The organism is Treponema socranskii subsp. socranskii VPI DR56BR1116 = ATCC 35536, from assembly GCF_000468115.1.
Classification (GTDB): domain Bacteria; phylum Spirochaetota; class Spirochaetia; order Treponematales; family Treponemataceae; genus Treponema_D; species Treponema_D socranskii.
In genome coordinates, this window is the sequence record NZ_AVQI01000059.1 from 44,137 (window position 1) to 56,411 (window position 12,275).

The following is a 12,275-nucleotide window of genomic DNA, read 5'->3' on the forward strand; positions in this document are numbered from 1 at the left end:
CGGCGAACGCTTGATCCCCGAACGAATAAAATCTCGACATTCCGCTCGAATATCATTATCATAACGATATGACAAGCGTAAAAAAAATCTGCACGCTGTGCGTTCTCTTATCGATTTCGCATTTTTGTTTTGCACAAATCCACAGTTCCCAGCAGCTCATTCCGTCGGAGCACTGGATATACGACGCCCTGTATATGCTCAACTCGGAATCGGGAAGAACATCCCTTGCGGACAACGCGCCCCTTTCAGCTGCGGAAATCAAAATGTATATGGCCGATATCGATGAAGACGCTCTTTCGACATCGGGAAAAAAACTCTATGAAAAAGTGCAGCGTTTTTTGAAGCGCGATGCGTTTTCGCTGAAATACGGAGACGTTGCTTTCGGTTTCAATCTGATCGCAAAACCGTCTCTCATGTACAAAAGCTCGGGCGATATCGATTGGACGTTTGCGACCGATTATACGGGGCACGCGGGACCGAAACCCTACGGTGCCGCATCGTCGTTTATCGGAAGCGATGCTGCAGACCCCTTTGTCACGGTTCCGCTCTATCTTACGTTCGCAGACGCCTTCGTCATTGAAACGGATCCGTGTTTTGCAAAGAGCTTTTGGGGAATGTCGAACGACGGAAACGTTACGAATCTGCCGTACGATTTTCACGACTTCGATTTTTTGTGGCCGCGCAACGCTTACGGAAGCGCGGGTGCGTATTTTAACAAATGGGGCGTCAATGTCAATATCGCTCATCAGGGGATGCGCATCGGAAAAACGCAGACCGGCAGCATCATCTATAATTCGACATTCGAGACTGATGCCTACGTGCAGTTCAACCTCTATTCGCCGCACATCAGATACGGCATGAACGTCGTCGAAATCGCGCGGGATAAATTTTTATATACGCACAGGATCGAAGCTTCTCCGTTCAAATGGATACGCGCCGGTGTTATCGAAGGAACGCTCGTCGCCCGTCCCTTTGAGTTCCGTTTTTTAAATCCGCTTATGATCATGCATTCGTTCGGCGCGTGGACGGAATATATCGGCAAAGAAGAAGAGCCGTATTACGGTGAAGCGTACGTCTGCGCATATATGGGAATCGATTTCGATATCGTGCCGTGTAAAAACGTGCGTATATACGGATTGTATGCGCAAAACGAAATACAGTCGGCGATCGAATTGGAGTCCGAGACCGGAAAAACCCTTCCCGACAGTTTCGGCGTGCAGCTCGGCGTAGAGCTGACCTTTCCCGAAAGCAGGGGCGGCTATTGGATCGCGACGACGGAAGCCGTTTATACGACGCCGTTTTGCTACGTCAAGCAGGGCGCCGAATGGTCGCTGTACCGCGAGCGCTTTAATATGCAGAGCAAGGGCAATACGCCGATTTGTTCGTGGATCGGCACCCCGTTCGGCCCGGACTGTATCGGAGCGCAGGCGAGAGTCGGCTACGTGCAGCCGGGCAAATGGTCGGCGGATTTCGAATACCTCTTCGTCGCGCACGGCACGAACTCGTTCGGCCTCTTCGGCAACGAAATCGAGATAGACGGTAAAAAATATTACAGCTATTATCCGTCCGTGCTGTATAAGATATATAAAAAAACGGGCGGCACACAGGGGCTTTCCGCTTCCGATGCCGCTTCGCTCGCACGCACCCACCGCCTTACGGGGATCGTGCAATATACGAACTGCATTACCCTAAAAGGAAACTATATTTTAAATAATCATTTTCAATTCGGTGCGCAAACTTCGTATACCTTTGTTTTTAACAATAAAAACGTGAGCGGCTCCTTTGCACACGGCGTCGAGCTTTCTCTTTCGTGCACCTATACGATGTTGTAACTCGCGTACACAGCGAGGTTTTTTCGATCAGTGAACGCCCTGTTCCCAGTTTGCAGCGTCGAACATATCCTTTGAAATCGTGTACCAATCCGCATCGGGTACGCGGAATTTATTGATTAAATTTGCGCCCGGCTGCCAGTTATGCGTCAGCACGACGCCCGACGCTTTTTTTTCATCCGGCGGAACTGCAACGATCGGTTTTTCGGTAAAAGGATTGACGGGATCTTTTACGATATCTTTCAGCGCGATCGACGGCACATCGGCGTTTGTCATAAAATCGTGATTGATCGTCAAAGTACCCGAAGCGTTGAAATCCTTTACGAGCAAAAGCGGATGCAAGTGATCGGGATTGTACGACATCGGCCAGTCGTCGGGAAAGTCGAGCTTTTTGCCGTCCGACGTTCCGATACCGTGATCGGCTACGAGGATGATGCGCGTATTGTCGTAGCAGCCGTTCGCTTTTAAATAGTCGAACCACTTTCCGAGCAGTTTAAAAGAAGCGACGTTTCCGCCGATGCCGCCGAAATCCGCGATGGCTTCGGGACCTCTGTCGGTGACATTTGCCGCAGGCGTAAAGTCCGGTGCCTGCAGCGTTTGATTGGAGTGCGTCGTTTCATTTACGATCATACAGTACATATTCGTATCGGCGGTAAAATCGGTGAGTTCGGGCAAAAAAGCGAGTCCCGAATAGTAATCGATGAATTCCGTATTGTCGTTTGTCCGGCTATCCGACGACCACCACGATCCGTCGTCGTACACGCTGTCTCTCATGACGACGGGAACCGTTTTAAACAAACTGAACCACACGAGATTGCGTTTGAGAGCGGTGCTCGTGATATTCGGTTTTACTTTGTCGGAATTTTGTTTTATCCAAAGGCTTGTGTATTTTCGCTCGGTGTTGATGCCGGTGATTTTTTCGTACGGATCGCAGATGCTCATGTCGGGAATCCAGCTGTAATTCGCCCAGCTTAAATCGGAAACCGTTGCCAGAAAATCGGACTGTTCGGTAAGTATGCGCGGCACGGTGAGCAGCGCTTCGTTGTGCTTATCGACGAGTTTTTGATCTGCACGCCTGTTCATTTCGTAAGGCGTGTATTCGTAACCGCCGTAAAGCGGGGGCGCCCCGAGCAGCGTTCCTTCGTTATACGACACCGTGTTTTTGTACAGCGTAAAGCCCTCGAACTGATCGTATAATTCTGGGTATGCATCGAATATCGGTTTGACGTAGGCGTTTTCCGCTCTGTCGAGCATAAACGTGACGACGTTTAATTTATCTTTCGACAGGTGAAATACCGGTGTAACCGAAGACGCTTCTTCAACCGAATGTGCGATATCTTTTTTATACGATCGATATGCGCTCTGTATTGAAAAAGCGTGAAAGACCGTTACGGCGCATTCTGCGATGAGGACGATCGATACGATGCCTTGTAAAATTTTTTGCCGTCCGAGCGCGACGACGACGATCGGAAAAGCAATGACTGCAAGCATCGCAAGTATGTTAATAATAATCAACAATTTCGGCGGCTGTGAAAGCGATGTCGAAAAAGTGATGAGGCGCGACAAGGTTCCGTAATCGCCCGAAAAGCAAAAAGTGTTGACGATACCTGCGATGAGCGCCGTCGTCAAAAAAAGCGTGATGAGCGTTTGTATGCGGGCCCTGAATAAAAAATAGATGCAGACGGGCCAAAAAACGCAGAGACCGAGCATCTGCATCGTCGACTCGAGCAAAAAAGCGAGCGGACTTCCGTAACCGTCGATGTCGGCGAATTCCACGGCTGAGGAATTGATAACGTAGGAAGGGATCACAAAGCCTGCGAGCACGCACAGCGATACTGCCGAAGCGATAAAAAGCGTAAAGCGCAGTTTTTTATCTTCGACGAGCGGGGAAAGCGCGGTATCGAGCAGACGCTGCAAAAATTTTACGACAAGCGGCGCAAAAAGCAGCAGCGAAAGGACGCAGGTAAGCAAAATCCGTTTATGCAATAAACCGTTATGTTTAAATAGCAAAAAATAATCGGCTCCTAAAATACAGGCGCACAGTATAACATACAGGACAAGGAGCGGGCGTTTTATTTTGTAGAAGATATTTTTTACGAGCGAAAAGACGTTGTTCATCGTCCAGTAGAGGACGAGACCCGCCGGCGATTTGTACAGGAGAACGAGAAACACGAGCGCCATGCCGTAAATCTGCAGTTTGTCTTTGAGCTTAAAGCCTTTCGTATAGACGGCTCCCGCGACGATATTGATGAGCGTCATCGCGATCGGAAGTACGTTTACGGGAAAGTTTCCGATGCGGAAGAGAGCGTCTTCGGCTCCCATGTCGCGGATAAACAAAAAGTGTTCGCCTCTCAGCGCGGACAGGTTTGAAAGAAAAACGTAGGCTGCGATAAAAAACGGAATTTGAATTAAAAGGCCGAACGAAGAGCGGAGCGCCATGAGCGGATGATAGCGGTGCTGTCGGTAATACGTCGAAAGCATCATGTATTGTTCGTCACCCGAAAAAACCGATTTGATGCGCTTCACGCCGCCTTCGAGCGCTTTTTCCGTATCGCGTTCGATCTGCTGCCATCGTTCGGCGACGATGTACAGAGGCAGGCAGAGTATCGAAACGGCCATGCTGACGCCTATAACTGAAATACCGGTATTTTTGAAAACATCGCCGAAAAATTTAAATGCGAATTCTATGATTTGATAGAGCGGATAGATGATAATCGTATAGAGAAAATGAGCCATACCGGAAAGTATAGCGTAAGGGAAAATATTTTTCAATGAAAGCGAATTTCGTATTCGACTTTTATCGTCTTGCAGCACCCCTGTCGATAGGGCTACAGGCTGTTGAGCGCGGCGTATAATTTTTTCGCGGCGTTTTCATACGTGCAGGCAGCGAGGATTTCATCGGGCGCGGCAACAGGCTGTGCAAGCAGGGAGGGAAGGTCGACGGCAGAATTTTTCGGATCGATATAGTGCACGCAGTTTCGATAGATTTCCGGCAGACTCGCCGAGTTTGCGCAGATGACACATGTACCGCACGAAAGCGCTTCGAGCGGCGGTATACCGAAACCTTCGTAATACGACGGAAAGATAAAAGCGGTGCACGCTTCCATGAGCGCTTTTACTTCTCCGTCCGATACATAGCCTAAAAGCACGACATTTGAAAGTTTTTTCAGCGATTCGAGTTCTTGCGGCACGAGACCGCTGATCGCTTTTCCGCTGACTGCGAAAAGTTCGTCCTTATACTGTGCCGCATGAGATGCTATCCATGCGAGGTTTTTCCGTTTGCTCAAACTGCCGAGCGTAAAATAATAATTGTTATTTTTTAATTTCGGAAAACGCGTAAAAACGCCCGTATCGGATTGCACTTCCTTAAAATGCTCCCAACCGTTTTCGATGACGGCGATGCGGTTTTCGGAAACGCCGTAGACTTTTGCAATTCTCTCTTTGCTGAAATGCGACACGGTACAGACGAGGCGCGCATTTTTGCAGATGCTCCGGTAATGGAAGCGGCAATAGGCGGCGACGAGCTTATCTCGAAACGATGTAAAATCGTTCGGAAAGTCTTTTGCATATATATCGTGGATAAACGCGACGCCGCAGGTTTTGCCGAGCGGCGCCGTATTTGAAAAATCGAGCGCAGTTGCGCCGTGCGTTCGGCACGCTTTTGCGAACACAAGTAAATCCCAAAGCGGAAAACTTTTGAGCGCGGTATCGGATTTAATCGCTTTGATATGCGCGTATTCGGGAACGCTCTTTGCATTTGCCGGAACGAAAATCGATACGTCGTCGAATGGAGTGAGAAGCGCGTCAAGCCGAGCGCAGATTTCCCATGCAAAGCGTTCGATGCCGGTGAGATTTCGGCACAAAAAATTTCCGTTGATAAGAAACTTCGTCATCAATCCCTCGAAAACAAATCGCACGTACAGTTTTTAGCGGAAAATCCCGCACGGCGAAAAGTGCGCTTTTTTTATTCGGATCGAGGGTGTCGTCGTTTATTGACCGCCCTATTTATAAAATGAATCATCGAAAAGAAAAAAATCATAAATGCGTATGCGATGGAAAGCAAAACAGTGCTCTGTGTTTTGTTTAAGTATATTGTAAAGCAAACCGCACTGCACAATATCGCTTGAATGGAAACGAGCGTAATCATTGCTTGTTTTGCGGTAAAACCGATATTGAGCAATTTGTGGTGCAAGTGCGCGCGGTCGGGAGTCATGATGGGACGGTGATCGCGAACGCGCCGCCAAATAGCGGCAATCGTGTCCAACATCGGAATCGATATGAGGACAAACATTATCAGCAATTTATTGAATTCAAATGGTTCCGAAGCAAAGCACAGCGGAGCTGTCGCTACGATGAAGCCTAAAAATTGACTTCCTCCGTCGCCCATAAAAATTTTTGCAGGCGGTTCGTTAAACAACAGAAAACCGAATACTGCCGCTGCGATAAGCAAAAATAGTCCGGCAATCGGATTTGCTATTTTATGGAAAAGAATAAAAAGCGTAAGCGTCGTAAGGACAACAAGCCCCCCGCACAAACCGTCGAGACCGTCGATGAGGTTATACGCATTGACTATACCGATAATCCAAAGGATCGTAAACGGTATGCTTATCCAGCGCGGCAAGATGATGCCGAATATTTGCCGGTATTCGAAGCCTCCGTATATGACGATGCATGCGGCGATAATCTGTGCGATGAGTTTATATACCGGCGGCATAGCGCGAAGATCGTCCAGTATGCCGAACGCAAAGATAATGATGCCGGAAATAAAAATCGGAAGAAGGATCAACAGAGAAAGCCTTTTTAAAATAAGCGAATAGACGCATAGACTGATGTAATATGCGCTTACGATACCGATGCCGCCTAATCGCGGGATATTGCCGGAGTGGATTTTCCGAGCGCTTATCGGATCGTAGAGCCGATAGCGTTTACATAGGGCTATGATAAACGGGAAAGAGCAAGCGCTTAATACAAATGAGAGAACGGTTGAAATCCACATACGGTATATGATATCGCATAGAAGCGCCTTTTGCAATCCTTGTGAAATGTATCGATTTGCGCCTTATTGTACAGATCGCCGTTTTTTGCTACAGTAGCACAACGGATTTGTGATTCATGCGTAGAATATCAATTAAATTAATTATCGCCCACGTTTTATGTATCCTTGCAGTTGCAACATTATTTGCGCTCCGCTGGTCTCGAATACAGTATCCGATGGATAACGCCTATGCGGTGTTTTTTGTCGTCGGTGCAAATATGAAAGGACACGATTCGGGTACGTTTTTATCGTACTTTAAAAGCGTCATCGTACCGGCAGGAAGCATATACGTTTTTGTTTTGCTCTGTAACTTTGCCCTTGCAAAAGCGTATAAAAAAATCAAAGGACGGAAATTCCGTTCCGTTTTGGCGGATGCGGATAAGTGTTTTGTGTTTGGCATTTCGTATGTGATTTTGGCCGCCGCGATAACCGTCGTAACGCTCCGCGCGTGGAAGTACGCTGAGATTTTATACGAAGTACATAAAACTCCGGTGCATTCCGATTTTTACGATACGCACTATGTCGATCCCGCATCGGTACGCATCGAGTTTCCCGAAACCAAGCGCAATCTCGTCGTCATCTTTATGGAATCGGTCGAGTCGTCGTTTGCGTCGATCGAAGAGGGCGGACTCTTTCGCGAAAACCTCATCCCCGGCATCACTGCTCTTGCAAAGGCGAATGTCAATTTCAGCCAAAACGAAAAACTCGGCGGCGGGGAAAACCTTGCAGGCACGTCGTGGACAGCCGCCGGCATCATTTCGAAGTTCAGCGGGCTTCCGTATTTTGCGCCCTTTGCCAAGACCGAAGACGGAAAACTCAGCTGTCTTCAAAGCGCCGTCGCGCTCACGGATATTTTAAGCGAAAACGGCTACCGCTGCCGCTTTGCTTTCGGAAGCGACAAACAGTTTGAAAATCGCGATATTTTTCTCGAAAATCACGGCGTCGAAATTCACGATATCCACTGGTATAAAGCGCACGGATTGATTCCCATGCAGTATCAAGTGTTTTGGGGATTCGAGGATCAAAAATTGTATCCGCTCGCCCGTCGCGAGCTTGAAGAATTGGGAAAGGGCGATGAACCGTTTTTTTTCGGTATGCTCACCGTCGACACGCATTTTCCCGACGGTTACAAATGCCCGCTGTGTCCCGATACGGATAAACGGCAGGTTATGAACGTTATCCGCTGCGCCGATAAGCAAGTGAGCGATCTTATCGGCTGGATGGCAGGCGAGCCGTGGTGGAACAATACGACCGTCGTCATCATGGGCGACCACAATTTTCTCGTCGCTCCGCACAATAATTTTATTGTCGACGAAAGTCCCGTTAGAGGCGCAAATGCCGAGCGGCGCTGGCTCGACCTTATCGTCAATTCGGTTTTGACGCCGCCGCAATCCGTACAAAAAAACCGGCGCTTTGCCCCCTACGATATGTTTCCGACCATGCTCGAAAGCATCGGCTGTACGATCGAAGGCCGCGCTCTCGGCTTCGGCCGCTCGCTTTATTCGGGTGAAAAAACGCTCGTCGAAACGTACGGTGCCGAAAAAGTGAACGCCGAACTCATGAAGCGAACGGAGCAATACGAAGCGCTGAAAGAAAGAGGCTGAGCGGTTTCCGTTTTAATATATGTTTTATAAAATAGTTTCCGGTACGGTCACCTGCCGCGATACATCGAAACGATAATAGACAGTTTGCCCGTATTCTGATATAATAAATAAAATGAGTACGGTTAGGCTTTCTCCGTCGCTGCTTTCCGCCGATTTTGCGCATTTGGAGGCGGCGCTTAAATTTATCGAACAGAACCACAGCGGTTCCGTGCACATCGACGTGATGGACGGAAGCTTCGTGCCGCAGATTTCGTACGGGCAGCCGGTTATTGCTTCTTTGAGAAAACATACGAAGTTGCCGTTCGACGTACACCTCATGGTCGAACATCCCGAGCTTCAAGTCGATTCTTTTGCCGATTGCGGCGCCGACTGGATCACCTTTCATATCGAAGGGACGGTACACGTTCATCGGCTCATCGAGCACATCAAATCGCTCGGCAAAAAAGCGGGCATCGCGTTCGTTCCGTCGACGCCCGTTTCCGCGCTTTCCGAAATATTGCCCCTCGTCGACCTCGTGCTCGTCATGACGGTAAATCCCGGCTTCGGCGGACAAGCGTTGATTTCGTCGTGTGTGGGCAAAATCGAAGAGCTTTCGGCAATTAAAAAAGCGAAAAATCTTTCATTTGATATTTCCGTCGACGGAGGCGTCAATAAAGCGACGGCGCCTCTCGTGATCGGCGCGGGTGCCGACATTCTCGTGTCGGGTTCCGCGTTTTTTAAAGGCGAATTCGATTTGGAGTCGATATGATCGTCAGCGTAAAACGTTTTGCGTTCGTCCTTGCCGCTCTCGTTTTTTGTGCGGCAGCCGTTTTCTCCGCATCCCGTGAAGGACAGGCGGCTCTTGCTCAGGGCTGTGACGCATTTAAATCGAACGATTGGCATTCGGCGATGATTTCCCTCCGCAAAGCGGCGACCTATCCCGAAAACGATACGGCTGATACGCGCTATATGCTCATTGCGGCGGAAATGTATGCCGGAGCATATACGGAAGCGCTTGCCGACTGTGATTATTATTTTCGACGCTTTCCGGATGGGAAATACGCGTCGTACGTGCAGTATCAAAAAGGGAGGGCGTTTTTTTATCTCGGAGAATACGAAAAAGCGGTTTTGCTTTTGAGCGATTTTTGTCATCAGCATGCCGATCACGAAATGTACGCATCGTCTCTGTTTTGGATCGCCGAATCCTTTTATGCCGGCTACAATTACGATGAAGCGCTTCCGCTGTACGAGCGCATCGTACGCGAATTTTCATCCGACGCAAAAGCTCAGGCGGCAGAGCATCGCATCGAAGCGATCGCGCAGCGTACGCGCGAAGAAAAATTATTGTATCTCCTGAAAAAAACGGGGGAAGCGTATTTGGCGGCAAAAGAAGATTATGAAAAGCAGCTGCACATGTACGATGCGGTGAGCATCACTTCTTCGGGAAGCGAAAAAAAAGCGGCCGATCTGCAGAAAAAAAACGAAGCGCTTGCGGCGGAAAACGAACGCCTGCAGGCGGAGCTTGCCGATCTGCAAAACCGCCTCGCTGCTCAAAAAGCCGAAGCAAACCAGCGCGTGCTCCGCCTCAAAGCGAAAGCGCGCGAAGTGGAAGCGCTGATGGGGGAGGGCGCACAGTGAACGGACGATTTTTTTTGAGAGGCGCCGTCTTTGCCGTTTGCTTCGTTTTATCGATGTCCGGAAATCTCTTTGCAAAAGAGGGGCCGCAGGCGAAGACCGTCACAGTATCTTCGGGAAGCGTAAAACTCGTGCTTCGGGGCGAGAGAGGGACATTTCAGATATACGCGCTCGGAGAAGACGGAAGCGAAACGGCGGTTTTTTCCGGAGCGGACGCGTTTACATCGACGTATTTTTCGCTTCTTGCCGGAAAAAAAGAATACCTTTTAAGTTCGTCCGGCGGAGCCGCAACGGGGGCGAAAGCGAATCCCGACGGCGGGACGCTCGTCTATAAGCTGTACAAAATTGCGGACGTAACGGTCGATTTTTCGTTTGCAAGGTCTCCCGAAAGCCCTTTCGACGATATCGTAAAAGTGCGCGTTTCCGTCATCAATAAGGGGAAAAAGCGGAATACCTTTGCGCTCAAGGGCGTATTCGATACGGTACTCGGAGAAAAAACGCAAAGGCATTTTTCGACGGCTGATATAAAATCGATCAATGCGGAAACGCAGTTTCACGATATGAGCGTATCCCGCTGGATTTTGTCGCAGGGGCAGGAAGCGGCCGTGCAGTTTTTATTGTACGGAGCGGATACGACAAAGATCGAAGAGGCGACGCTCGGCAATAAAGACGTGCTTTCCCTCCCGATGTGGTGTCCGGTTTTTGTTCCCGCCCGTTCTTTCGACAGCGTGACGTCGTATAACAATTCCGCGCTCGCCGTAAATTGGCCGAAAGCGGTGCTTGAAAGCGGGGCGGAAGCGAATATCGTCTTTTACATCGCGCTTTCCGCAGACGGGAATCCGCCCAAAGGAGAGGCGTATATCGCTTCTTTTGATAAAACACTTCCGGATGAAGCGGAAACGAAAATCGCGTCCGAGAGAGCCGTTCCCGAATGGAAACTCAACAAAGCATACGTCGACTCTCTTTTGCAAAGGATCCGGGCATTGAGCGATTACGATGATAATACGGACGAACTCGACGCGCTCAATGCGGAACTCGACGCGATCCTCGAGCAGCTGAGGCAGCAGTAAGCTATGCCGCGCGATGTTCTCGATGTCGCTTCAAAAATGCTCTCTCGCAGGGATTTTCCGTCTGCGATAAAGCTCCTCGAAGGGCGAAGCGAAATTTACGAAGGTAATTTCGATTACTATATTTTGCTCGCAAACGCGTGCCTCTATGCGGGGGATGCGGGAACGGCGTCGATGTATTATCAAAAGGCGCGCGAGATAAAACTTACCGACACCGGCTTGCTTTTGGGACAAGCCGCTCTTTTTTTGCGCAGGGGCAATACCGACCGCGCGGTGCAGTATTATCTGGAAGTGCTCGACGGCGATCCCGAAAATAAAACCGCAAAGCGAGCGCTTGAATTTATCCGAACGCAGGGCGATTACGATACGATTTGCCGGTGGATCGACAACGGAAAGATCGAACGGTTTTATCCGCCGCTCGGCGCGAATATCGGAAAAATTTTAGGAATCGCCGTTCCTGCGGCGGCCTGCGTGCTCGGCGCGCTGTTTGTGCTGCTCATTATCCGATTTCCGCGAAACGCTCCCGAGGGGGAGCGGGCGGACTTATCGGCACTCGCGCTTTCTTCCGACGAAACGAAATACGCTCAGGAAAAGGATATGGCGTCTTCAGCCTATGCGTTTATCCTGTCGAACAAAGAGATAACCGAAAGCTATGCGCGTTCTCAGCGGTATTTTCAAGCCTATCGCGACAATGCGGCACAGATCGAAATCAACCGGATTTTACATTCGAACGCATCGCTTTCGATCAAACAAAAAGCGCGCGTTTTGATGAGCTATCTTTCACCTCCGACTTTCGACACGATAGCCGACAATCCCTCGTATGAAGATGCGGTGAAAAATCCCGTGCTCTACGAAGACTGCTATGCCTCATGGTCGGGGCGCGTTTCAAATGCCGTAACACAGGGTACTTCATACCGTTTCGATTTGCTTGTCGGCTACGAAACGATGGAAAAAGTCGTCGGCATCGTGCCGGTACAATTCCAATCCGATCCGGGAATTGCGAGCGCACTTCCGGTTAAAGTACTCGGAAAGATCGTATTCGATAACGGAAAGCTGAGCCTTGAAGGGAGATCGGTGTATCAAAACGTAAAGGATTTTCTCGAAACGCCGTAGACTGTAGTTTTTT

At 49.4% G+C, this 12,275-nt stretch carries 9 protein-coding genes; 6 read left to right on the forward strand and 3 right to left on the reverse strand.

Annotated elements, in window-relative coordinates; genetic code table 11:
- Positions 1-68: 68 nt before the first annotated feature.
- On the forward strand, positions 69-1,832 hold the full coding sequence (locus tag HMPREF0860_RS07945) for a hypothetical protein (RefSeq protein WP_021330883.1): 1,764 nt from the start codon (positions 69-71) through the stop codon (positions 1,830-1,832).
- A 27-nt stretch (positions 1,833-1,859) separates the two neighbouring features.
- Here HMPREF0860_RS07945 and HMPREF0860_RS07950 read toward each other — a convergent pair whose 3' ends face one another.
- From HMPREF0860_RS07950 to HMPREF0860_RS07960, 3 genes are all read right to left on the reverse strand, one after another.
- Positions 1,860-4,565 (reverse strand): YidC/Oxa1 family membrane protein insertase, encoded by a 2,706-nt coding sequence (locus tag HMPREF0860_RS07950; RefSeq protein WP_038081437.1) that lies wholly within the window; start codon positions 4,563-4,565, stop codon positions 1,860-1,862.
- 92 nt (positions 4,566-4,657) lie between these two features.
- Positions 4,658-5,722: a glycosyltransferase family 4 protein gene (locus HMPREF0860_RS07955; RefSeq protein WP_021330858.1), complete on the reverse strand. Its 1,065-nt coding sequence runs from the start codon at positions 5,720-5,722 to the stop codon at positions 4,658-4,660.
- A gap of 71 nt (positions 5,723-5,793) precedes the next feature.
- Positions 5,794-6,825 (reverse strand): MraY family glycosyltransferase, encoded by a 1,032-nt coding sequence (locus HMPREF0860_RS07960; protein ID WP_051169976.1) that lies wholly within the window; start codon positions 6,823-6,825, stop codon positions 5,794-5,796.
- Between the two features lie 215 nt (positions 6,826-7,040).
- Here HMPREF0860_RS07960 and HMPREF0860_RS07965 point away from each other — a divergent pair, with 215 nt between their 5' ends.
- From HMPREF0860_RS07965 to HMPREF0860_RS07985, 5 genes are all read left to right on the forward strand, one after another.
- Complete coding sequence (locus HMPREF0860_RS07965) at positions 7,041-8,468, forward strand: LTA synthase family protein (protein ID WP_021330876.1); 1,428 nt, start codon at positions 7,041-7,043, stop codon at positions 8,466-8,468.
- Positions 8,469-8,580: 112 nt separating this feature from the next.
- The gene (gene rpe / locus HMPREF0860_RS07970; protein ID WP_021330851.1) at positions 8,581-9,216 is read left to right on the forward strand and encodes a ribulose-phosphate 3-epimerase; all 636 of its coding nucleotides are present in this window, start codon (positions 8,581-8,583) and stop codon (positions 9,214-9,216) included.
- Entirely contained in the window at positions 9,213-10,085 is an 873-nt protein-coding gene (locus HMPREF0860_RS07975) for a tetratricopeptide repeat protein (protein WP_021330870.1), read from the forward strand. The genes rpe and HMPREF0860_RS07975 overlap by 4 nt, the downstream gene beginning before the upstream one ends.
- Entirely contained in the window at positions 10,082-11,152 is a 1,071-nt protein-coding gene (locus HMPREF0860_RS07980) for a hypothetical protein (protein WP_021495659.1), read from the forward strand. The genes HMPREF0860_RS07975 and HMPREF0860_RS07980 overlap by 4 nt, the downstream gene beginning before the upstream one ends.
- Before the next feature lie 3 nt (positions 11,153-11,155).
- Positions 11,156-12,262, forward strand: coding sequence for a tetratricopeptide repeat protein (locus HMPREF0860_RS07985; RefSeq protein ID WP_021330875.1), 1,107 nt, complete (start codon positions 11,156-11,158; stop codon positions 12,260-12,262).
- The last annotated feature ends 13 nt before the right edge of the window (positions 12,263-12,275 follow it).